The organism is Propioniciclava tarda, from assembly GCF_900182665.1.
GTDB classification, from domain to species: domain Bacteria; phylum Actinomycetota; class Actinomycetes; order Propionibacteriales; family Propionibacteriaceae; genus Propioniciclava; species Propioniciclava tarda.
Map to the genome: position 1 here is coordinate 196,084 of NZ_FXTL01000002.1, position 20,509 is coordinate 216,592.

At 68.6% G+C, this 20,509-nt stretch carries 23 protein-coding genes and 1 pseudogene; 13 read left to right on the forward strand and 11 right to left on the reverse strand.

Going from position 1 to position 20,509, the window contains the following annotated elements:
- Positions 1 to 6 precede the first annotated feature (6 nt).
- Positions 7 to 2,859, forward strand: coding sequence for a DEAD/DEAH box helicase (locus tag FN821_RS02825; protein ID WP_131171037.1), 2,853 nt, complete (start codon positions 7 to 9; stop codon positions 2,857 to 2,859).
- Between the two features lie 164 nt (positions 2,860 to 3,023).
- Here FN821_RS02825 and FN821_RS02830 read toward each other — a convergent pair.
- Positions 3,024 to 4,189 (reverse strand): IS3 family transposase gene (locus tag FN821_RS02830; RefSeq protein WP_421958034.1). Its coding sequence is split into 2 segments (ribosomal slippage): positions 3,024 to 3,902 and positions 3,905 to 4,189, totalling 1,164 coding nucleotides; the frame shifts between segments, so codons are not numbered across the junction.
- 124 nt (positions 4,190 to 4,313) lie between these two features.
- Here FN821_RS02830 and FN821_RS14135 point away from each other — a divergent pair.
- The gene (locus tag FN821_RS14135; protein WP_165489210.1) at positions 4,314 to 4,454 is read left to right on the forward strand and encodes a YchJ family metal-binding protein; all 141 of its coding nucleotides are present in this window, start codon (positions 4,314 to 4,316) and stop codon (positions 4,452 to 4,454) included.
- Position 4,455: 1 nt separating this feature from the next.
- On the opposite strand, the gene FN821_RS02835 is transcribed toward FN821_RS14135, so the two are convergent.
- Entirely contained in the window at positions 4,456 to 5,175 is a 720-nt protein-coding gene (locus FN821_RS02835; RefSeq protein WP_165489211.1) for an NYN domain-containing protein, read from the reverse strand.
- A 156-nt stretch (positions 5,176 to 5,331) separates the two neighbouring features.
- On the opposite strand from FN821_RS02835, the gene FN821_RS14140 reads away from it, so the two are divergent.
- The 3 genes from FN821_RS14140 (at position 5,332) to FN821_RS14610 (ending at position 7,025) form a co-directional block, all read left to right on the forward strand.
- Positions 5,332 to 5,505: a hypothetical protein gene (locus tag FN821_RS14140; protein ID WP_165489212.1), complete on the forward strand. Its 174-nt coding sequence runs from the start codon at positions 5,332 to 5,334 to the stop codon at positions 5,503 to 5,505.
- Between the two features lie 349 nt (positions 5,506 to 5,854).
- Positions 5,855 to 6,562 (forward strand): M78 family metallopeptidase domain-containing protein, encoded by a 708-nt coding sequence (locus tag FN821_RS02840; RefSeq protein WP_131171039.1) that lies wholly within the window; start codon positions 5,855 to 5,857, stop codon positions 6,560 to 6,562.
- A gap of 4 nt (positions 6,563 to 6,566) precedes the next feature.
- Positions 6,567 to 7,025: a hypothetical protein gene (locus FN821_RS14610; protein WP_241660062.1), complete on the forward strand. Its 459-nt coding sequence runs from the start codon at positions 6,567 to 6,569 to the stop codon at positions 7,023 to 7,025.
- Positions 7,026 to 7,106: 81 nt separating this feature from the next.
- Here FN821_RS14610 and FN821_RS15015 read toward each other — a convergent pair.
- From FN821_RS15015 to FN821_RS02855, 3 genes and pseudogenes are all read right to left on the reverse strand, one after another.
- Positions 7,107 to 7,685, reverse strand: a pseudogene (locus tag FN821_RS15015) (glycosyl hydrolase 53 family protein); the annotation flags it as partial.
- Between the two features lie 277 nt (positions 7,686 to 7,962).
- Entirely contained in the window at positions 7,963 to 8,298 is a 336-nt protein-coding gene (locus FN821_RS02850; RefSeq protein ID WP_131171041.1) for a DUF4298 domain-containing protein, read from the reverse strand.
- A gap of 52 nt (positions 8,299 to 8,350) precedes the next feature.
- A complete protein-coding gene (locus FN821_RS02855; RefSeq protein ID WP_165489213.1) occupies positions 8,351 to 9,262 on the reverse strand; it encodes an EamA family transporter in 912 nt (303 codons plus the stop codon).
- Between the two features lie 106 nt (positions 9,263 to 9,368).
- Here FN821_RS02855 and FN821_RS02860 point away from each other — a divergent pair, with 106 nt between their 5' ends.
- Together FN821_RS02860 and FN821_RS02865 are read left to right on the forward strand one after the other, a co-directional pair.
- Positions 9,369 to 10,394 carry a lactonase family protein gene (locus FN821_RS02860; RefSeq protein WP_131171043.1) on the forward strand — a complete coding sequence of 342 codons (1,026 nt, stop codon included), beginning with the start codon at positions 9,369 to 9,371 and terminating at the stop codon, positions 10,392 to 10,394.
- Between the two features lie 49 nt (positions 10,395 to 10,443).
- On the forward strand, positions 10,444 to 10,821 hold the full coding sequence (locus FN821_RS02865) for a PAS domain-containing protein (RefSeq protein ID WP_131171044.1): 378 nt from the start codon (positions 10,444 to 10,446) through the stop codon (positions 10,819 to 10,821).
- On the opposite strand, the gene FN821_RS02870 is transcribed toward FN821_RS02865, so the two are convergent.
- The gene (locus tag FN821_RS02870) at positions 10,808 to 11,368 is read right to left on the reverse strand and encodes a TetR/AcrR family transcriptional regulator C-terminal domain-containing protein (RefSeq protein ID WP_165489214.1); all 561 of its coding nucleotides are present in this window, start codon (positions 11,366 to 11,368) and stop codon (positions 10,808 to 10,810) included. The genes FN821_RS02865 and FN821_RS02870 overlap by 14 nt on opposite strands.
- Positions 11,369 to 11,429: 61 nt before the next feature.
- Between FN821_RS02870 and FN821_RS02875 the strand changes: the two genes are divergently transcribed.
- Complete coding sequence (locus tag FN821_RS02875; RefSeq protein ID WP_131171046.1) at positions 11,430 to 12,464, forward strand: Gfo/Idh/MocA family protein; 1,035 nt, start codon at positions 11,430 to 11,432, stop codon at positions 12,462 to 12,464.
- Between the two features lie 180 nt (positions 12,465 to 12,644).
- On the opposite strand, the gene FN821_RS02880 is transcribed toward FN821_RS02875, so the two are convergent.
- Together FN821_RS02880 and FN821_RS02885 are read right to left on the reverse strand one after the other, a co-directional pair.
- Positions 12,645 to 13,586, reverse strand: coding sequence for a PAC2 family protein (locus FN821_RS02880; RefSeq protein ID WP_131171047.1), 942 nt, complete (start codon positions 13,584 to 13,586; stop codon positions 12,645 to 12,647).
- Positions 13,587 to 13,674: 88 nt separating this feature from the next.
- Positions 13,675 to 14,094, reverse strand: a complete 420-nt coding sequence (locus tag FN821_RS02885; protein WP_131171048.1) for a rhodanese-like domain-containing protein — start codon at positions 14,092 to 14,094, stop codon at positions 13,675 to 13,677.
- A gap of 57 nt (positions 14,095 to 14,151) precedes the next feature.
- Between FN821_RS02885 and FN821_RS14145 the strand changes: the two genes are divergently transcribed.
- A complete protein-coding gene (locus FN821_RS14145) occupies positions 14,152 to 14,295 on the forward strand; it encodes a hypothetical protein (RefSeq protein ID WP_165489215.1) in 144 nt (47 codons plus the stop codon).
- A 10-nt stretch (positions 14,296 to 14,305) separates the two neighbouring features.
- Here FN821_RS14145 and FN821_RS02890 read toward each other — a convergent pair whose 3' ends face one another.
- The gene (locus FN821_RS02890) at positions 14,306 to 14,773 is read right to left on the reverse strand and encodes a GatB/YqeY domain-containing protein (RefSeq protein WP_131171049.1); all 468 of its coding nucleotides are present in this window, start codon (positions 14,771 to 14,773) and stop codon (positions 14,306 to 14,308) included.
- A gap of 37 nt (positions 14,774 to 14,810) precedes the next feature.
- Between FN821_RS02890 and thpR the strand changes: the two genes are divergently transcribed.
- The 4 genes from thpR to metW all read left to right on the forward strand — a co-directional run bounded on the left by thpR (position 14,811) and on the right by metW (position 18,494).
- Complete coding sequence (thpR, locus tag FN821_RS02895; RefSeq protein WP_165489216.1) at positions 14,811 to 15,365, forward strand: RNA 2',3'-cyclic phosphodiesterase; 555 nt, start codon at positions 14,811 to 14,813, stop codon at positions 15,363 to 15,365.
- Positions 15,366 to 15,439: 74 nt separating this feature from the next.
- Complete coding sequence (locus FN821_RS02900) at positions 15,440 to 16,723, forward strand: O-acetylhomoserine aminocarboxypropyltransferase/cysteine synthase family protein (RefSeq protein ID WP_131171051.1); 1,284 nt, start codon at positions 15,440 to 15,442, stop codon at positions 16,721 to 16,723.
- Positions 16,724 to 16,725: 2 nt separating this feature from the next.
- Complete coding sequence (gene metX / locus FN821_RS02905) at positions 16,726 to 17,859, forward strand: homoserine O-acetyltransferase MetX (RefSeq protein ID WP_241660063.1); 1,134 nt, start codon at positions 16,726 to 16,728, stop codon at positions 17,857 to 17,859.
- Entirely contained in the window at positions 17,856 to 18,494 is a 639-nt protein-coding gene (gene metW / locus FN821_RS02910) for a methionine biosynthesis protein MetW (protein ID WP_131171052.1), read from the forward strand. Before metX ends, metW begins: the two co-directional genes overlap by 4 nt.
- A gap of 147 nt (positions 18,495 to 18,641) precedes the next feature.
- Here metW and FN821_RS02915 read toward each other — a convergent pair whose 3' ends face one another.
- Positions 18,642 to 19,304, reverse strand: a complete 663-nt coding sequence (locus FN821_RS02915; protein WP_131171053.1) for a hypothetical protein — start codon at positions 19,302 to 19,304, stop codon at positions 18,642 to 18,644.
- Positions 19,305 to 19,576: 272 nt separating this feature from the next.
- Positions 19,577 to 20,509, reverse strand: coding sequence for a 5'-3' exonuclease (locus FN821_RS02920; protein ID WP_338324563.1), 933 nt, complete (start codon positions 20,507 to 20,509; stop codon positions 19,577 to 19,579).

Below are 20,509 nucleotides of genomic sequence, written 5' to 3' on the forward strand. Positions count from 1 at the left end.
CAAGGCATGCCTGACCCCCACCACCTCGAAATCGGCGCCCTCGTCGAGGGCGTCATCGCCGACGAGGTCGTGAGGCTGCTCGAGATCCGGCGATCGGGTGATTCCGCGCTGGTGACCTACGAGCGCATCAATGGCGAACGAGGCACCGCCTTCCTGAACCGCGATGCTCTGGCGGGCCTGGTCCAAGTTGCGGCACGGTCCACGTGGCGCGCTCGATGGTCCGACTTCAAGCTGGGTGTCCAGGCGTTGGCGCTGCAGGCGGCGCCGTTCGAGGACCGGCTGCTCGCCGTGAGCTCTTCGAACGTCATCCCCCTCCCGCACCAGGTTCAAGCGGTCTATCGCGAGATCCTCCCGCACCATCGCCTGCGCTTCCTCCTCGCCGACGATCCGGGGGCCGGAAAGACGATCATGACGGGCCTTTACCTCAAGGAGGTGCTGGCCCGCGGACAGGTCACGCGGGTGCTGATCGTCGCGCCGGGCAGCCTCACCGAGCAGTGGGTTGACGAGATGTGGAACCGTTTCGGGCTCTCGTTCGTCGAGTTGGGCACCCAGAACCTGGTGTCGGACGCCGTGGGTGGCCCCGCCCTTGCGGACGCCGGCCCACTCGTGGTGGCCAGACTCGACCAACTTGCTCGCAACGAAGATCTGCTGCAAGCGGTGCTTCGCGAGGACTTCCACGTCGTCGTGGTCGACGAGGCCCACAAGATGAGCGCCCGCCGCTGGGGCAGCCGAATGATCTTCAGCAAGCGCTACCTGGTCGGCAAGGCGCTAGCGGCGGAGGCGCCGCACCTACTGCTGCTAACTGCGACTCCACACAACGGAAAACCCGAGGATTTCGCGGGCTTCATGGAGCTGTTGGACGTCGAGCTGGACCAGCGCAGACCCGTCCTCGACCAAGCCCCGGTGCGGCGGCTCGTCAAGGAGCAGCTGGTTCATGCGGACGGGAGGACCCTGTTCCCGCCCCGCATGGCCTCGACCCTCGGCTACGAGATGACGCCGGACGAAGGCCACATGTACGAGGCCGTCACCCAGTATGTGGCCGAGGAGATGAACCGGGTGATGGACGAGACCGTGCGGCGCCGGGTCGGCTTCGCCATGATGGTGCTCCAGCGACGCCTGGCCTCGTCGCCCGAGGCCATCCTCCGCTCACTGGAGCGGCGGTTCGACCTGCTGCAGTCCCTGCTCGAGCGGGCCGAAGCCAGGGACGCCGATCTGGCAGTCCTGCTCGCGGCCTCCCTCCAAGAGGACCCCTCCACGGAAGACGACGAAGGGCCGGGCGACGACTCAGCTTCCTCGGCCTCGGCAGCGCGCACACCGGCCGAGTTACGTACGGAACTGCTCGTCCTCGAACGTCTCATCCGTGAGGCGTACAGGGTGCGCTCGTCGGGCGTCGACCAGAAGTGGGAGGCGCTCAAGGCGTTCCTCACCAGCGCAGACAGCAGGGACGACCTCGGTATGCGCCGCAAGGTCATCGTGTTCACCGAACACCGCGACACCCTCGATTACCTGCTCGAACGCATGGACGAGGTCCTGCAACACGGAGAGTATGTGGCGGTCATCCACGGCCAGACGCCGCGCCACGAGCGGAGGCAGGCGCAGCACGACTTCAATCACGATCGTCAGTGCGGAATCTTGTTGGCCACGGACGCCGCGGGCGAAGGAGTCAACCTGCAGGTGGCCAACCTCATGGTTAACTACGACATCCCTTGGAATCCCAACCGCCTCGAGCAGCGGTTTGGCCGGATCCACCGCATCGGTCAGGACCGCACCTGCTACCTCTGGAACTTGGTGGCCACGGACACCCGAGAGGGCTACGTCTTCGAGACCCTCCTCGAGAAGCTCGCCGTGCAGCGCGAGGCATTGGGGGACCGCGTCTTCGACGTGCTGGGCGACGTCCTGTCGGGGGCCGACCTGAGCCGGATCCTCACCGAGGCGGTTCGCACGCAGGATCCGTCCGGCGCACTCTCAGTTGTCAAACAACTCCTCGACCACGAGTTGGGCTACGAGGTAGCCCGGCGAGCGGCGAGTACCACGGAGTTCAGCCCGGACGATTTGGCAGGGATCCAGCGTCGACTTCAATGGGCCAAGGCATTGGACCCCCAGCCGGTGATGGTGCCGACCTTCGCCCGAAGTGCGTTGCTGCGACTCGGCGCGGAAGTCCACACCGTCAGACCAGGGACGTGGAGTGTGCCCTACGTACCGGAGCCCCTGGCCAGCGAGCCGGGCGTGGCCAGATCGTATGCGCGCCTCCACCTTGACCGGGCGAACCTGGCAGCCGACGACGCTGGCGCAGCTGATTTCCTCGCTCCCGGGCACCCGTTGCTGAACGCTTTGGCCGCACGGGTGTCGTCAGAACTTGCCACGAGCCTGCGTGACGGCGTGCTACTTGAGGATCCCCTCTCGCCGGACAACTACCTCTTGATCACGGACCAGGCCGAGGGGTTTCCACAGACGTACCGTGTCGAACCCGAAGGCACCCGCTCTCGCGTGGCCGTGGACGCCGCCTTGGACCTGCAACCTGCCCAACTGTCAGACACTGCGTGGGCCACCGAGCTCGCACAGTGCGCCCCCGCATGCGACGCCACGCTGGCGATCGCTGCCGTGAGAGGCACCGCACAACCTCACCAGGTCGCTCACCACCGCAGTCTGGTGGACGACGCGGCGCGACGGCTGGGGGACGAGGGCTCGGTCATTCGAGGCCTGATGGGTGCTGGATTCGATCTCGCAGTGGAGCGCGGCTCCTCAGTCGAGTTCGTCACCATCGACCGGACGGCGGCGTTCGGCAGTCACCAAAGTCTCCCCTCGGAGAATCGCTTGGCGCTGGCAACGATGGTCAGTGTTCAGGGACGGCGACCGTGATCCCGCGTAGTGCGCCGGACCTGCAACGACCGTGCGATGCGCAGCAGTAGGGTACGGATCATCGCGCTCAACTTGACTTGAGTCGAGGCGCTACTCCCTTGCCGCTTCGCGCAGTCGGGGCGCTGGCCGACGGGGACTGCTGCACGATTTGGTGACAGGTTGGGTTAGGCGGCCTGGAGGGCCGGTGTGGTCATGATGGTCTCGAACTCGATGGGGGTCAATCGGCCGAGGCGTTGCTGGCGTCGGCGGCGGTGGTAGGTGCGTTCGGTCCAGGTGACGATGGCGATCCGGAGGTCGTGGCGGGTGTGCCAGCGTTGCCGGTTCAAGACGTTCTTCTGGAGCAGGGCGAAGAAGGATTCCATGGCGGCGTTATCGCCGGCGGAGGCGAGTTGGCCCATCGACCCTTTCAGCTGGTGACGGCGGAGCGCGGCCAGGAACTTCCTGGAACGAAATTGGCTGCCTCGATCGCTGTGCACGATGCAGCCGGCCACGCTCCCGCGGCGTGCGACGGCCATGTTGAGCGCGTCGACGGCGATCTTGGACTTCATCCGGTCACTGATCGAGTAGCCGACGATCCGGTTGGACCACACGTCCTTGATCGCGCACTCGTACAACTTGCCCTCATCGGTCCAGTGCTCGGTGATGTCGGTCAGCCACAGCTGGTTCGGCCCGGTCGCGGTGAAGTCCCGCTTCACCAGGTCGTCGTGGGCCGGCGGGCCGGGCTTCTTGCCGTTGCGGCCACGTTTCTTGCCGAACGCGCTCCACCAGCCGTTGTCCGCACAGATCCGCCACACTGTTCGGTCACACCCGGTGTGGCCGGCAGCGCGCGCCTCATCGGCCAGGAGTCGGTAGCCGAACTCCGGATCATCGTGGTGGGCGTCGAACAGGGCGTTGGCCAGGTAGGCCTCGGCGAGTTCGGAGTCGCTGATGGGGTGGGCGAGCCAGCGGTAGTAGGGCTGGCGGGCGAGCTTCAAGACCCGGCACGTGACCGTGACGGGGATCCCGCCGGCGGCCAGCTCCTTGACGAGCGGGTACATCATTTTCCCGGCAGGTTCGCCTGGGACAGATACGCCGCCGCTCGACGCAGGACCTCGTTCTCCTGCTCTAGCAGCCGGATCCGGCGCTTCGCGTCGCGGAGTTCCTTGGCGTCGGCCTCGGTGGTCCCGGACCGGACGCCGTCTTCGACATCGGCCCGGTGCAGCCAGTTCCGCAGACAGGACTCGCTGATCCCGAAGTCCTTCGCGATCTGGGCGATCGGCGCCTCGCCCGCACACGCGTGGTCAGCGTTGCCCGCCGCGGTCGATCTCTTGCGAGAAGACTTCGGCCCCAAGACTGCGGCCGACGGTCTCCCGGACTGAGAGCACACCTTCGACCCGGCAATCAAGCATCCTGAACTGCCGCGAGGCGCGCGCCCGAAGTTGTCTGTCTGCGAGCCTTGCTCGACCGTTGCGCGGATGGCCGCGCTAGCCCTCACCGGCGTCGTCTGGTTCCGAGCGACCTACCTCGTCCCCGACGCCGGGGCCGGAGTGCAGCAGGAGCATTCACAGTTCGTCCGCGAGGACGGGCGCTGGTTCTTCCTCGACTCGGTCGGGTGACTTAGCTGCCAGGCTTCACGCGGACGGAGACGCTGGTGGTGCCTTCGTTGCGGAACTCGTAGCCGGGCAGTGCCTTGAGGACCTTGGTCCAGGTTGCCTTGCCGTGGTCCCTCGACGTCTGCCCGTAGTGCTGGCGCAGGTGGTTCGCGACGGCGCTGACTCGGGCCCAGCCTTGCTTGTCGGCGTTCTTGGCGATGGCGCCGGCCAGCATCTCGGTCAGAGTGGGTTGGGGATTCGTCGCGGTCTTCTGCTTCGCCGTGCCCGCTGTGGAGCTTGGGGTGCTGGCGCCGTTGCCGTGAATGGCGGTGAACGTGGTGCAGGCGGCCTGGAATGACGGGGCGGTGGTTGGGCGTCCGAAGCCGAGGACCTTCACGCCGCGCTCGCGCAAGTAGTGGGCCAGCGGGGTGTAGTCGCTGTCACTTGAGACAAGCGCAAAGATCTCTGGGGCAACGGTGTGGTGGAGATCGACGGCGTCGATCACGAGCGCGAGGTCGGTGGCGTTCTTGCCCTTCACCGGGTCGGACTGCTGGATCGCGCGGAAGCCGCGTCGGTTCAGTTCGGCGTCCCAGCTGCGCAGGGCCGTCTTGAACCAGTTGCCGTAGGCGCGGCGAATCTGAACCTGACCGTGCTTGGTGAGCGCGGCGAGTACTTCATCGAGGCTGTCCAGTGCGGCGTTGTCGGCATCGACCAGGAGTGCGATCGCGGGCGGCGTGTCAGTCACAAGCGAACAGTAGTCGTGTAGTTGCCGTCGGTGCCGGTTCGTCACTCTCACGTGCTGGCGGACGAACGTCCACCTCTGTGCCGAAGATCGGCGGCTCCCGGGTGACCGCAGAGGACTCCTCGCTGCCTTCTTCATCTACGAAGAAGGGAGTTCGCGATGGAACCTCCGAATGCCCGCGAGTTGGCCTGCGTCCCGTTGCCCGATCGGGACCTGTTGGCCGAGCAGCTGCTGAGCGAGCTTGAGTTCGCCGTCTTGATGGCGCCGGACGATGAGCCGATCGTGCGGCTGCAGGCGATGTGGGACGACCTGAAGCGGGGTCGGGTCCGGTGAGCCGGCGGGACGCCTCGAAGGACGACTGGCAGGCCGCCCGTCGAGAGACGCTCGAGCGGATGCATGCCGACCTGGCGTCCAAGGTCGGGTCGATGGATTCGGTGGGGGAGTGGCAGGCGTGGTTGAGGTTCACGCAGAGCTTCCACCGCTACTCATTCAACAATTCCGTACTCATCTGGCTCGCCCGGCCAGACGCCACTGCGGTCAGGTTACCGGGCGTGGCTGGCCCGGGGGAGGCAGGTTCGCCGCGGCGAGAAGGCGCTTCAGGTGTTCGCGCCGGTGACCCAGCGGGTGCCGCGGCTCGACGCGGCAGGCAACCCCGTGTACGACGCGGACGGCAATGGTCGGAGTGAAACCCGCAGCCGTCTTCGATGTGAGCCAAACCGATGGTGTGCCGCTGCCTCAGCAGCCGGAGGTGGAGCTGCTGAAGGGGGAAGCGCCGATCGGCCTTTGTGCGTCGCTGGTGGGCTATTGCGAGTCCAGGGGCTACACGGTCTCACGCGGTGACTGCCAAGGCGCCAACGGGGTGACCAAGTTCGACACGAAGGAGGTGATCGTCCGCCCGGACGTCGACGACGCCCAAGCCGTCAAGACGCTCGCGCACGAGGCTGCTCACACAACGCTGCACGAGAAGCTGGTCGACCGGACGTGCCGTGGGCTGATCGAGGTGGAAGCAGAGAGTGTTGCGTTCCTCGTCCTTGCTGCGCACCAGGTCGATAGCAGCCAATACACGTTCAACTACGTCGCCGGCCGGGCACACCAGGCCAAGGCGCTCGCCCCGGACGGTCCGAGCATCGAGGAGATCGTGCAGGCCACCGGCCAGCGAGTGATCACCGCCGCCGACCAGATCCTGAACGTGACCCGGCCCGGTCCGTCGGTGGCCGAGGTTGCAGTCGGGTCGCTGGCAATGGAGATCGAACCCAAGGTCGACCGTGCACTGCAGCCCGTGTCGGTCATGGCCAGCGAACAGCCCGCGTCACACCAGCACGTCCTGCCGGGCATGGACGTGCTGCCGCCGCTGTACTCGCCCGACCACGGGCCGACGATCGGACGGTGACGCGATGGTCTCCCAACGCGAACGCCGCGCCGATCCTTACCCGTCGACCCGGGAGATCCCCGCGGCGGTCTTCGCAGGGTCACTGCTGGCCCTCGTTCTCGGCGTCCAACTCGGACGCGGCCTGGCAAACCTGGCCGCTGGTGCCGGGTGGGCGTGGCCCGTCCCGACGTTGCTGTTCAGCAGCGCGATCGGCGTCCTTCAAGGCGACGCGGGCGCCGGCCTCGACCACGTCGCCCCGCTCGCCTCACCGGACGCGCTGATCGCGTGGGTGTTCGCGGTCGAGCTGATCGCGATGGCTGCCTACCTCGCGCTGATCTGGCTGTGCCTTCACCGATGGGGTCCGAACCGCACCCTCGGAGTCGCGTCCGTGGATGAAGCCCGCCGACTGCTCGGCCGCCAACGGCTGTACACCGCACAGAGGGTCATCCGTCCCGACATCTACGGCGGGAAGGTGAGGCCATGAAGCGGCGTGATCCCTGCCAGGTCGGTTGGCCGATCGGCCACGCCGAGGAACCCCGCGGAGCCTGTTCGAACGCACGTTGTAGAGCAGGCTCGACAGTCCACCGGTCATAAACGGGTAGTACGAGACGCCGATGATGTCGAACGGCACGCAGTACTGGACGAAGTTGTCGAACCACCACCGTGTCCAGGAGGCGCTGTCGCCCGGGTGGATGTGGATCATGATCTGGATGCCGCGGGTCCCGGCACCCTGCTTGGCGCCCACGACACCTGCGTTCACCAAGCTGGTGAAGTCGGGCCAGTTCAGGCCGGTAGGCCCGCGGTAGATGGCACCGACAGGCACGAGGAAGCCGTACGTGATCTCGTTACCGATCTGAATGATGTCGACGGGCGTGCCCTGGGCAGCGAAGGCGGCGACGAGGTCGCGGGTGTACGCCCGTGTCCTGCATCTCGGGGAGCGTCGTCGGCCACCCGGCGGGGGGCTCTGGTGGCCTGGGTCGGCCCAGAAGTCCGAGTAGTGCGGGTCGAGCATGATCTTCATGCCTGCCGCCTTCGCGCGGCGTCCGACCGCCAGCGCTCGCTCGAGGTTCGTGTAGCCAGTCGGCGGATTGACCCAGACCCGGATCCGCATCCGCATCGTGTTCGCCCCGGCGCGGACGAGAATCTGCTCGGCAGGCCCGCCGGCGTCCGGTGAGGTCTGACCAGCGGACGCCTGCCTCCTCCAGTTGGGGGAGGAACGTCATGTCGGCCCCCCGAATGGCCAGCGACCGTGACGGCGGTGCTGCCTCGGCGGCCGTGGCTTCGACGATCGACGTGGCGACGACGGACGCCGCCCCTGCCACAACGGTTCTTCTGCTGATCGCGTTCATCCTGGTCCCATCCCAACGCGGTGTCTGAGTGACGGATGGGCCACGGCCCCGCGGCGGTCAATGGTCGATCTATCAGCCCTCGTCAGGATCGGTGTCGTCCATGAAGACACTGGACGCCACGAGGTGCAGGAGGGCCTTCATCAGCCGCTCGTGCACGGTGAGCGCGTCGAAGATCGCGTCCTCTGAGAGCACACGGGGCGTGACCTCGGCGCCGAACTGGGCTATCAACTCGTCGCGCTCGTCCAGCCACGAATCGGCGTAGGCGTCCGACAGGTCACGGGCTCGCTGGGCGGCGGCCCGGAGCTCAGGCAACTGCGCCCTGAGGGCAGCGTTGTCGGCGTCCACGGCGTCGAGGAGGCGCGCAAGGGTGTCCATCGAAGGGGAGAGGCGGGGTTCGGCGGCAGTCATGACTCGACTGTACCGAGTGGCCACAGGGACGCCCCGAGCGCCGGGCACGTTGCTAACTCGCCGCCTTCGGCGTCCACGACGACGCCACCACCGCGCCCAGCAGCAGCGCTCCGCCGACCCAACCCAAGACACCGAGGCGCTCACCGAACGCCGCGACCGCGATCAAGGTGCTCGTGACGGGCTCCAAGAGGGCGAACAGCGCGGCAACGGGCGCGGACGCGCGCAGCAGCCCGGTGAAGTAGAGGCCGTACGGCGCGGCCGTGCAGAGCAGCCCCAGCACCACCAACCAGCCCACCAGTGGCCCGGACCACTGGATGCTCGGACCCGGAGCGATCAGCAGCACCACCACCATTACCGCTCCGGCAAGGACGAACGCCACCCCGGTTCCGGTGATGTGGTCGCTGCCGGGCACGGCGTCCGCGTTGATCAACGTGATCGCAGCGAAGGCGACCCCCGATCCCAAGGCGAGCCCCACGACCGTCCAGACGCCCTCGCCGCCCTCGGGGCGTCCGACCAACAGCCCCAGCCCGACGAGCGCCAGGGCGAGGATCGCGACCGATCTCGCCTCCAGCCGACGCCGCTGTACCGCATGGACGATCGTCACGAACACCGGAGCCGAGCCGAGGGCCACGAGCGTCGCGATGCTCAACGAGCCGGCAGCCACCGCGGCGAAGTACGTCGTCTGATACGCGATCGTGAGCAACGCCATCGCGACGACGTGCCGGACGGCTCGTCGCCCCCGCAGCCACGGACGCCGCAGCAGCCAAGCGGCCAACACCAGCGCGACCCCGCCGATCAGGGCGCGTCCCGCCGCGACCTCCAGTGACGACAGCTGCCCGGACGCCGCCACCATGCGTCCGGCCGCACCCGCCCCACCCCACAGGACGCCGGCGCCCGCCAGCAGCGGGGCCCCCGACGCCAGCAGGGACGCGCCCTGGCGCGCGATGGTGTCGGGCTGGGTCACGGGTTGGCCTTCCAGGGATCGATGGAGCCGGATGCGTCTGGCTGACCCTAGCGACCCCGGACCGCGCCGCCGCGGCCGACCACGCGCTGAGCCATAGGCTGTGGTCATGGATCCGCTTCTCGTGCTCGTGGCCAACTCCGGTGACTCCACGATCGGCGCCTTCCGGCTCGACGGTGACCGGCTGACCGCGTTGGGCGTGTCGGAGCTGCCCGGCGCGTGCTCCACCTTCGCGGTCGACGCAGCGCGGAGTCTCGTCTACGCGTCCGTGAAGGCGCCCGAGCCCGCCATCGTGACCTTGGCCCTGGACCGCGCGTTGGGCTCGTTGACAGAGATCGGACGTCGCCGCTGCGGAGGCGCCATGGTCTACCTCACGCTGGCCGCGGAGGGCGGGCTGCTGCTAGGGGCCTCGTACCACAGTGAAGTCGGCGCGGTCTGGCCGGTCGCCGACGGGGTGGTGGGGGAGCACTCCGCCGAGATCGCCTTTCCCCAGTTGCACAGCGTCATCGCGCCGCGCGACAGCCGGCACGCCTACGTCGCGTCGCTGGGCGACGACCTGATCGCCCAGTACGAGCTGGACGCCGCCGGTCACCTCACCCCGGTGGACCCGCCCAGCGTGGCGGCTCCGGCCGGCAGCGGCCCGAGGCACATCGTGCTGTCCGAGGACGAGCGCTCGCTCTACCTGCTGACCGAATTCTCGGGCGAGGTCATCCGCTTCGACCGCGCCGCCGACGGACGCCTCACGCCGGCCGAGTCGGTCAGCATCGTCGACCCCGACGCCGGACTGAAGCACTCACGCTTCGGTGCTGATCCGCGCGCTGAGCACCTGATCTGGGGAGCCGACCTGCACCTCGCCCAGGGCGGACGCATCCTCTTGGCGTCCGAACGCACCGCCAGCACGATCGGTTCCGTGACCGTCGACGCCGATGGACGCCTCGGGCAGTTCGTGGGCGTTCAGCAGGTGCCGACCCAGCCCCGCGGCTTCACCGTGACCCCCGACGGCGCGCACTGCATCGCCGCCGGCGAGCGATCCACCGAGGTCGTCGTCTACTCGATTTCGGCGGGCGGTGACCTGACACCGGTGGGGAAGTCCACGGGCGGCAACGGCGCCAACTGGGTGCGCGTCGTCTCCTGACGCTGGACGTCCGCTTGCCGAGCCCGACCGGCCAGGCTAGGACTACTCCATGACGGATCTCGCGACCTTCACCGCCGCCGCCCTCGACCAGGCCGGCGACGGCGTCATCGCCATCGACCGCGACGGAATCATCCGCGTGTGGAGCAAGGCCTGCGAGGCCATGTTCGGCCATACCGCTGCCGAGGCGATCGGTCAGGACGTCAAGATCATCATCCCGCCGCGCCTGGCCGAGGCCCACGATCGGGGGTTCTTCGGCGCCATGGAGCGCGGTCACCTCGCCTCCGACGGTCGCCCGCGTCGCACCAAGGGCGTCCGCAAGGACGGCTCCAACGTCTACGTCACGATGACGTTCGCGATGATCGTGGACGCCGACGGCGCGGCCATCGGCTCGGTCGCGGTCGCCCGCGAGGACGTCAGAGAGGGCTGAACCGCGCCTTCACCCCGTCCACCAGCAGTTGGACGCCGACGGCGAACGTCTGCTCGGTGGCCGTCGGGCCACGGTCGGGATCCGGTTGCCCGAAGCGCTCCCAGTCGGCGCGGGCCTGCTCCTCGGCGACGTGGCCCAGGACGAAGTGCAGCAGAGCGGACGCCGCGGCGTCGGCGTCCGGGTGGCTGAGTCCGGCGGCGGAGAGCGCCGCGGTGGGAGCGGAGACCGCGTCGAGCTCCGAGATGCCCATGGCCCGAGCCGAGGCCACGAGGTCGGCCGAGTCGCGATGCGCCAGCAGGACCTCTCGGAGGTTCCACGCCCAGCCTGACAAGGCAGAGCGCCAGTCGCCCTGCACCGGGCGGACGTCCGCCAGGATCCGATCCGAGACCCACGCCAGCAACGTCTGCTTGTTCGGGACGTGGTAGTAAAGCGCCCCCGCCCGGACGCCGAGCGCGTCCCCGAGCCGGCGCATGGTCAGGTCGGTCAGGCCGAACTCGTCCAGGATGACGCAGGCGGCGTCCACCACCTCGTCACGGTTCAGGGCCACGGACCGAACACTACCGAGCCACGCTGGACCCAGTGCCCAGCTGCAGAGCCATACTGGGGCGATGAGCCTGCCGTCCGCCTTGCCGTCGTCCCGAGTCCCCGATCCCCGGGATGCCCCTCCGCTGCGCTGGGGCATCCTGGCCACGGGAGGGATCGCGCGGGCCTTCGCGGAGGCCCTCCGGCTGCACACCCGGCAGGTCGTGCTGGCCTGCGGCTCACGCACCCAGGACGCCGCCGACCGGTTCGCGGCCGCCGTGGGTGCCGAGCGGGCCTACGGCTCGTACGAGGCGCTGGTCGCCGACCCTGACGTGGACGCGATCTATGTTGCGTCCCCGCACTCGCATCACGCCGAGCATGCCTTGTTGGCCATCGCGGCGGGCAAGCCGGTTCTGGTCGAGAAGAGCTTCACCCGGACCGCGGCCGAGGCGCACGCCGTCGTGGACGCCGCCCGCGCCGCCGGTGTCTTGGCGATGGAAGCCATGTGGACCCGCTTCCAGCCGGGCGCCGACATCATCCGCCAGCTGCTGGCCGACGGCGTCTTGGGTGAGCTTGAGACCGTGATCGCCGACCACGGCCAGGCGTTCGCCTTCGATCCGACCCACCGCCTCTACGCGCCTGAGCTAGCGGGTGGTGCGCTCCTGGACCTGGGGATCTATCCGCTGTCGTTCGCCTTCTTCGCCCTCGGACGCCCCGGCCGCGTCACCACGGTCGGATCGCTCGCGCCCACCGGAGTCGATCGCCAGCTCTCGCTCATCCTCGATGGCTTCGCGGCCGCGCCCAACGCGCAGGCGCTACTCAACACGACCCTCGCGGCGAAGACGCCGACGACGGCGTCCATCAGTGGATCGGAGGCGCGCGTCGAGCTGCCCGGACCCTTCTACATCCCGCAGCCCGTGACCCTGATCGGACGCGACGGCGTCCAACTGACGTCGGCCCAGCCGACGATCCCGGCCCATCAGGGCCTGTGCTACCAGGCGGCCCACTGTGCGACGTTGGCGAAGGAGGGACGCCTCGAGTCACCGCTGCTGCCGCTGGACGAGACGCTGGCCATCATGGAGACGATGGACCTCATCCGGACGCAGCTCCACGCGTCCTAGGCAACCCTGATCGGCCGCTCCCGCTGGCCGAGTTGAATCCGATGGCTGAGCCTGTCGAAGCCCTGGTTGGTGCCGCTGGCTGAGCCTGTCGAAGCCCTCGTTGGTGCCGCTGGCTGAGCCTGTCGAAGCCCAGGAGGTGTCGCCTCGACGAGCCAATCCGCCAAGGGGACAACTGCCTGCCTAGAAGGACGGGCCGCTCGGCGTCCCATCAGTGGGGTCGCCGGGGGAGTCCGTGCCGAGGGTCTTGAGGAACTCCTCTGCGGCCTCGCCGATCTCATCAGCGCTGGGAATGGCTTCCTCCGCCTGGGCGGCGAGTTCGCGCTGGCGATGGAACTCGTCGTAGGCGCGCTCCAACTGCTCGACGTGCTCGCCCAACTCCTCCGACTGCGAGACCTGATGGCCGATCTGCGCCCGGACGACCCCCGCGGCGACGGCCAGCGTGATCGTCGGGATCTGCAGCGCTCCCACCTCCCGCAACGCGTCGATGAGTGCGATGGGGGCATCCGGGAAGTCGTGGTCGGCCAGGTAGTGCGGCACGTGGGCGGTCAGCCCGATGATGTCGTGCCCGGCCTCTCCCAGCCGCGTCGACAGCATCGCCGGGAAGGATGCGCTCATCATGATCGTGCCGAACATGGGCCGGTTGTCGACGAGCAACTCCGAACTGGAAGCCCAGCGAGAGATCGCCACCGGACGCGTGTGCGGCGCGGGCATCGGCATCGACTGTGCGAACACCGTCAACTCGACCTCGTGGCGTTCGACGATGTCGCGCACGGCCGCGGCCACCCGCTCCCACTGCAGGCCGGGCTCGGGGCCGACCAGCAGCAGGAAGCTCTCGCCTGCGGCGTCCGTCACCTCGTGCAGGACCAGCGACGGCGCGCGGTACTGGGAGAAGTGGTCGGAGTTGAAGACGATGCTCGGCCGCTGCTCCCGGTAGGAGATGACCTGATCGGTGTCGAAGGCGCCGATGCGATGGTTGGTGAGGTTGTTGAGCATGTGATCGTCGAGGAGTCGCTGCGCGTGACCGGCGTCCGCGAAGGAGCCAAGGGTCACGAGCAGCACGCGCGCGCGGATCGTGCGCGCGTCGATGTGGCTGTCGTAGCTGAAGAGCGAAGGGTCGAGCATGGTTCCTCCTGCACGCCGGCGACCGATGATGATTCATCGTCCTCAACGCCAGGTCGGGCCCTGTTCATTCCTCGTCTGGCAAGGTGCCTCAGCTCACCACGGGGCGTCCCGCGGCCTGCCAGCTCGTGATCCCGCCGCCCAAGTGCTGGACCTTGGTGAAACCGGCCGCCTTCATCACGGCGAGGGCCTGGCCGGACCGGTTGCCCGAGCGGCAGTAGAGCGCGTAGGTGGCGTCCTTGGGCAGGCCGGAGATCTGCGTCTTGAAGTCGGACGCCTCGAAGTCAACATTGCGGGACCCGGCGAGGTGGCCGCTCGCGAACTCGGCCGGGGTGCGCACGTCGAGCAGGACGACGTCGGGCTGCGCGATCAGGGTGGCGAAGTCCGCCGCCGAGAGCGTCTCGTTGCCGCCCGGCGCTGCCGTGCCTGAGCCGGACTGCGGCGAACCGCTCGCGCAGCCTGCGAGCAGAAGGCCCACGAAGAACAGTGAAATCAGCCGGAGCAGTGCCATACCAAAATACTCCCAGGGGTATCTGGGGTGCGCAAGCTCGATGGTTCAATGGTGGGCATGCCACAGCAAGATCCCCGGACGCCGAACGGCAACGAGCCCACCAAGCACCCCGTCATCGCAGCGCTGGGGCTCGTCACGACCGGCGCGCTGGTCGCCGCGGTCGTGGCCGCACTGGCGAAGGGCCTCAGCTCGCTGAAGTAGGCAAGGAGCGCTACGCCAGCGCCGCCTTGACCTTCGCGGCCACCGTGGCGCCGTCGGCGCGTCCGGCCGCCTCGGCGTTGACGGCCTTGATGACGAGACCCATCTGCCGCATGGTCGGCTTCTCGCCGCTGGCGGCCTCGGCGTCCGCCAGGGCCTTCGCGACGAGATCGTCCAGTTCGGCGTCGGTGAGCCGCGCGGGCAGGTAGGTCTGCAGCAGGGCCGCCTCCTCGAGCTCCTTGGCCGCCAACTCAGGGCGGTGGCCGGCGTTGTACGCCTCCGCGGAGTCCTTGCGCTTGTTGACCTCGCTCGTGAGCACCTTGAGCTCCTCGGCCTCCGACAGCTCCCGCGCCACCGGGCCGGCGACCTTCTCCAGGCGCAGGGCGGCGATCGCAGCGCGCAGCGTCACGACCTTGTCCCTCTCGCCGGCCTTCATCGCGGCCACCATGTCCGCGCTGATGCGGGTCTCGAGCGTTGTCATGCGTCCTCCTCGTGCGTTCGGCCCTATTCTCGCACCCATGCCAGCGCGCATGTTCGCCGCCCTCGTGCCCCCACCGACGGTGTTGGTCCAGCTCGAGGAGTTCATCGAAGTCCGCCGGGAGGCCGACTCTCGCGTCCGTTTCGTCCCGATCGACTCGTGGCACGTGACCACCGCCTTTGCCGCGGCGGTGGCGTCCCGGAACGTCGACGACCTCACCGAGGCCCTGGTCGACGTCGCCGGCCGGACGCCGCCCCTCGACCTGACCGTGGGCGGGGGTCGCTGTTTGCCGACCCCGGTCGAGGCGAGAGTCCTGGCGTTCGGCGTTGGTCCGTCCGAACAGCTCGGACGCCTCGCAGCGTCCTGCCGGACGGCGTTCAGCCACGCCGGGGTCGCGGTCGACGGGGCTCGGTTCGTGCCGCACATGACGGTTGCGCGCATGCGGCGTCCGATCGAAGCCACGCCGTGGCTGACGGTCCTGGACGCCTGCCCGGACGCGTCCTGGCGTGCCGACGAACTCGTGCTCATCGAGTCGCATCTGCGGGACACGGCGAATCGGTACGAGGTGGTCGAGCGCTTCCGGTTCAAGGGCTAACCGAGCACCGAGATCGCGGACCGCGCGAGACGAATCGGCCCTAGCCTGACCCGACACCGTTGAGAGGGAGTGAGATGACGCAGCACATCGAGACGTTGGCCGTCCACGCGGGTCAGGAGCAGTCCGACCCGGCGACCAAGGCGCGCGCCGTTCCGATCTACCAGACCACGTCGTACACGTTCGACAGCACCGAGCACGCCGCCGACCTGTTCGCGCTGCGTCAGCCGGGCTACATCTACACCCGCATCATGAACCCGACGCAGAACGTCTTCGAGGAGCGGGTCAACGCGCTGGAGGGCGGCATCGGCGCGCTCGCCACGGCGTCCGGTGCGGCGGCCATCGACTACGCGGTGCGCAACCTCTGCTCGGCGGGCGACAACTTCGTGGCGTCCTCGAAGCTGTACGGCGGCACGTTCGCCCTGTTCGCCCACACGCTGCCGCAGTTCGGCATCGAGTGCCGCTTCGTCGACCCCGACGACCCGTCGTCCTTGGACGCCGTGGTCGACGAGCGCACCAAGCTGGTCTTCGGCGAGTCGCTCGGCAACCCGGCCATGAACGTGCTCGACGTGCGGGCCTGGGCGGACGCCGCGCACGCCCACGGGCTGCCGCTCGTGATCGACAACACGGTGCCGACGCCGTACCTGTGCCGTGTGTTCGACCACGGCGCCGACATCGCGGTGCACGCTGCCACCAAGTACATGGGCGGGCACGGCACCACGATGGGCGGCATCATCGTTGACTCCGGACGCTTCGACTGGGTCGGCAACGCCGACCGCTTCCCGAACATGACCGCGCCGGATCACGCCTACCACGGCGTCGTCTGGACCGACGCCGCGGGCCCGGCCGCGTACATCATCCGCGCGCGCACGATCATGCTGCGCAACACCGGCGCCGCCATCTCGCCGTTCAACGCGTGGCAGCTGCTGCAGGGCCTCGAGACGCTGCACCTCCGCATGGACCGGCACAGCTCGAACGCCATGGCCGTCGCGAAGCACCTGCAGTCGCATCCGGCCGTCGCGTGGGTCAACTACCCGGGCCTCGAGGGCGATCGCTATCACGAGGCCGCCAAGAAGACCCTGGACGGCCGCGGCTTCGGCGGGCTGGTCTCCTTCGGACTCAAGGCCGGACGGGCCGGCGGGTCGTCCTTCATCGAGAGCCTCAAGGTGTTCAGCCATCTGGCGAACATCGGCGACGCGAAGAGCTTGGCGATCCACAACGCCACGACGACGCACAGCCAGCTCACCGAGGACGAGCTGGTCGCGGCGGGCGTGGCGCCCGAGGGCGTCCGGCTCAGCATCGGCATCGAGAACGTCGACGACCTGATCGCCGACTTGGACCAGGCATTGGCGGCGAACTGACGGTGCACCACGACCCAGGATCGGTCGGACTGGTCGAGACCCGATCAGTCCGGCTGTTCACCGCGGACGCCCCGCTCACGCTGGCATCCGGCCGGACCCTCGGGCCGATCGACGTCGCGTACGAGACCTACGGGACCCTGAACGCTGACGGCTCGAACGCGGTGGTGATCTGCCATGCCCTGACAGGTGACGCGCACGCGGCCGGCTGGCACGCGGGCGCGAAGGGTCCGGGCTGGTGGGACAACCTGATCGGTCCGGGCAAGCCGCTGGACACCGACCGGTTCTTCGTCATCAGCAGCAACCTGCTGGGCGGCTGCATGGGCACCACCGGCCCGTCGACGGTCAACCCCGAGACCGGAAACGTGTACGGGCTCGACTTTCCCCTGCTCGCGATCCAGGACTTCGTCGAGGTGCATCGGGCGCTGGTCCGGCACCTGGGCGTGGGCCGGCTGCTGGGCGTGATCGGCGGGTCGATGGGAGGCATGCAGGCGCTGGAGTGGTCGCTGCGCTACCCGGACGAGGTCGCGAACGCGGCGATCATCGCGGCGTCCTCGCGGTTGACCGCCCAGAACATCGCCTTCTCGGCCGTGGCACGGCGGGCCATCATGGACGACCCCAACTTCGCGGGCGGCCACTACGCCGACACCGGGCAGAGCCCCGACATCGGGCTGTCGATCGCCCGGATGATGGCCCACATCACCTACCTGTCCGAGGACGCCTTCACCGAGAAGTTCGGGCGCGCCCCGCAGAACGCGAGCCGGCGTCCGGGGTTCGGCGTCGACTTCGCCGTCGAGAGCTACCTGGGGCACCAAGCCGAGGTGTTCCTGGAGCGGTTCGACGCCCTCTCGTATCTCTACCTCAGCCGGGTCATGGACTACTTCGACCCGTTCGCCGCGCACGAGCTAGTCGCGCGGAGGCGTCCGGTGAACTACCTCGTCGTCTCGTTCGACACCGACTGGCGGTTCTCGTCCGCGCACTCGCGGCGGATCGTCCGGCGCCTCGAGTCGGCTCGCTACCCGGTGACCTTCCGGGACATCACCTCGCCCTGGGGGCACGACTCGTTCCTGTTGGTCATCGACGCCTACCACGACACGCTGCGTGCGTGGTTCGACCGGGCGCTGGAGGTGGGCGTGTGAACGCGACCGAGTGGCAGAGCGGCCCGCTGCGCGCGGACCTGGCGCTGGTCGCCGCGCAGATTCCGGACGCCTCGCGCGTCCTCGACCTCGGCTGCGGCTCGGCCACGCTGCTGAGCTACCTGATGGCCGAGCGCGGCTGCAGCGGCACGGGAGTCGAGATCGATCCGGACAAGGTCCTGAAGGCCATCCGTCGGGGCGTGCCTATTATCGAGCTGGACGTCGACCGCAGTCTGAGCGAGTTCTCGGACGCCTCGTACGACGTGTGCGTGCTGTCGCGCACCATCCAGACGATCCAGCGTCCGGAGCACGTGCTGGAGGAGATGGCCCGCATCGCCGGACTGCTGATCGTGTCGGTGCCGAACTTCGGCTGGTGGGGCCACCGGCTGCGCCTCCTGCGCGGACGCATGCCCATGTCGAAGGAGCTGCCGTACTCCTGGTACGACACGCCGAACATTCGCCACACCACGCTGGTCGATCTGGAGACGCTGTTCGACAAGCTCGGACTCACGGTGGTCAAACGTTTCACCTTCACCGAGGACGGCCGCCGCCTCCGCATGCAAGGCGCCCGCGCCAACCTCACGGCCGGAGCTGCGGTCTACGTGCTGCGGCCAGGCGGGCGACCGAGGACGTCGTAGCTCTCGGCCTTGGGCTCAGGTCAGATTGAGATTCAGCGCAATGCGCTGCACGTCAGGGCGTGTGATTCAGTGCGCTGACCGAGCAGCGTGCCGATTCATTGCGCTGACCTATCACCCCCGTGCGACCGCCACTCGGCGGGCGGAGCCTCAGGCCGACCGCACGGTGGCGGGCCGGGGATCACCGCAACGTGGCTGGCGCTCGCCGACCCTGATGGCCGGGATGGCGCTACCGGTTCTGGATCGAAGTGCTGATGCACAGCGCTCGAGAAGCCGATCGGGTTCGCCGCGAAGGGTCGTTGGCGTCACTCCGAGGCACAGGATCCCGGCCGCCGCGTACGCCCCGTCCTGCTCGACGGTTTCCTCCCAGCGGTCACGCCCCCGGTCGTCCAGGCCGGTATGGAACTGACGAGAGCGAACCTGGACTGCGACCGCCGCCTTGAGAAAGTAGCCGTCCGGCGTCCCGATCCGTCGGCCGTCCAGGGTGGAGAGAGTGACATTGTGGGCCATGGCAGGCAGTCCTCGTCCCCGCACCAACTGCGCCAGCCATGCCTCCGGCAGCGACCAGGCGCCGGTGACGAAGTCCCGGAGTCCGGTTCTCACTGGCAGGGTGTGGTTGAGTCGACCGGCCGTCAGTTCAGTCGCCAGCTCTCCCTCCGCCACGTCACCCGACTGCAGCAGACGGATGGCGAGCGCTCTCATGCCAGCGGCGTCGAGTTCGCAGTAGCGTCCGGCGTCCACGAGTGCGCGTACGGCAGAGGCGTAGGCGACACAGCCCGACTCGATCCGACGCCAATCCGTCCCTTCGGTCACGCTGACGAAATCTGTGGATCACTTCTCGGCGTCAGCGCCATGTTGTGAACGCTGAAGACAAGTCAGCGCAACGATCAATGAGCCAGGGCGTACGTGTCATTGCGCTGACCCGGAACGTGCTGGATATTGCGCTGACCTCCCCGCCGATGGGAGGACGTGCGACGAACGGGGCAAGGTGCTGATCCGCTGCGTTACGGCCTGACGACGCTACCGGGCCCTGATCCGCTCGGTCGCCCGAGGGGGGCTCGACGGCGGGCGAGTCGAATCCTGGGTTACCCAGCCATCGCCTTGAGGATCCGCTCGGCCGCCCCGCCGAGGTTCAGCTCGTCGGCGAGCGCGTCGAAGAGCTCGGGCTCGCGAGGCGTCCGGGGGAGCGTCAGGTCGGCGTCCGGCAATGAGACGTTGCGGTCGCAGGCGACGACCTGGGACGCCGCTGCCAGGTAGTCGGCGTTGGCCACGAGAGCCCGCTGCACCGCCGCACCCAGGGAGCCGACGTTCTCGACGATGCCCTCCAGGTCGCCGTAGGTGGCCAGCAGGGATGCAGCGGTCTTCTCGCCGATGCCCTTCACGCCCGGCAGCCCGTCGGACGCGTCGCCGCGCAGGGTGGCGAAGTCGACGTACTGGGCGCCCGTGATTCCGTACTTGGCGGCGAGCCAGCCGTCGGTCACGCGCTCGTGCTTGCCCACGCCGCGCGCCACGTACAGCACCCGGACGCCCGCGTCGTCGTCGACCACCTGGAACATGTCGCGGTCCCCGGTGACCACGTCGACCGGACCCGGCGCGCGGGCGGCCAGCGTCGCCATGACGTCGTCGGCCTCGAAGCCGTCGGCGCCCACGATGGGCAGGCCGAGCGCGTCCAGGACGGCCCGGATCAGGGGCACCTGAGCGGTCAGCGCGTCCGGCACCTCTTCGACATAGGACGCCGTCCCTCCGGGTCCGGCAACGGTCCGCGCCACCCGGTGGCCCTTGTAGGACGGCACCAGGGCCACCCGCCATGCCGGACGCCAGTCGTTGTCCCAGCAGCAGGCCACCCGGTCGGGGCGGTAGTCCGTGATGAACCGGGCTAGGAAGTCCAACAGTCCCCGCACCGCGTTCACCGGACGCCCGTCACGACCGGTCAAAGACTCGGGCAAACCGTAAAAAGCCCGGAAATATAGCGATGCTGTATCAAATAGTTGCGAACGCTGACCGGTCATGGCCGTCAT

Excerpts from the sequence above, each read along its gene's own strand:
- FN821_RS02825 (WP_131171037.1), top strand. The coding sequence starts at position 7 with ATGCCTGACCCCCACCACCTCGAAATCGGCGCCCTCGTCGAGGGCGTC.
- FN821_RS14135 (WP_165489210.1), top strand. The coding sequence starts at position 4,314 with ATGGCCGCGCTAGCCCTCACCGGCGTCGTCTGGTTCCGAGCGACCTAC.
- FN821_RS14140 (WP_165489212.1), top strand. The coding sequence starts at position 5,332 with ATGGAACCTCCGAATGCCCGCGAGTTGGCCTGCGTCCCGTTGCCCGAT.
- FN821_RS14610 (WP_241660062.1), top strand. The coding sequence starts at position 6,567 with ATGGTCTCCCAACGCGAACGCCGCGCCGATCCTTACCCGTCGACCCGG.
- FN821_RS02850 (WP_131171041.1), bottom strand. The coding sequence starts at position 8,298 with ATGACTGCCGCCGAACCCCGCCTCTCCCCTTCGATGGACACCCTTGCG.
- FN821_RS02860 (WP_131171043.1), top strand. The coding sequence starts at position 9,369 with ATGGATCCGCTTCTCGTGCTCGTGGCCAACTCCGGTGACTCCACGATC.
- FN821_RS02865 (WP_131171044.1), top strand. The coding sequence starts at position 10,444 with ATGACGGATCTCGCGACCTTCACCGCCGCCGCCCTCGACCAGGCCGGC.
- FN821_RS02875 (WP_131171046.1), top strand. The coding sequence starts at position 11,430 with ATGAGCCTGCCGTCCGCCTTGCCGTCGTCCCGAGTCCCCGATCCCCGG.
- FN821_RS02880 (WP_131171047.1), bottom strand. The coding sequence starts at position 13,586 with ATGCTCGACCCTTCGCTCTTCAGCTACGACAGCCACATCGACGCGCGC.
- FN821_RS02885 (WP_131171048.1), bottom strand. The coding sequence starts at position 14,094 with ATGGCACTGCTCCGGCTGATTTCACTGTTCTTCGTGGGCCTTCTGCTC.
- FN821_RS14145 (WP_165489215.1), top strand. The coding sequence starts at position 14,152 with ATGCCACAGCAAGATCCCCGGACGCCGAACGGCAACGAGCCCACCAAG.
- FN821_RS02890 (WP_131171049.1), bottom strand. The coding sequence starts at position 14,773 with ATGACAACGCTCGAGACCCGCATCAGCGCGGACATGGTGGCCGCGATG.
- thpR (WP_165489216.1), top strand. The coding sequence starts at position 14,811 with ATGCCAGCGCGCATGTTCGCCGCCCTCGTGCCCCCACCGACGGTGTTG.
- FN821_RS02900 (WP_131171051.1), top strand. The coding sequence starts at position 15,440 with ATGACGCAGCACATCGAGACGTTGGCCGTCCACGCGGGTCAGGAGCAG.
- FN821_RS02920 (WP_338324563.1), bottom strand. The coding sequence starts at position 20,509 with ATGACGGCCATGACCGGTCAGCGTTCGCAACTATTTGATACAGCATCG.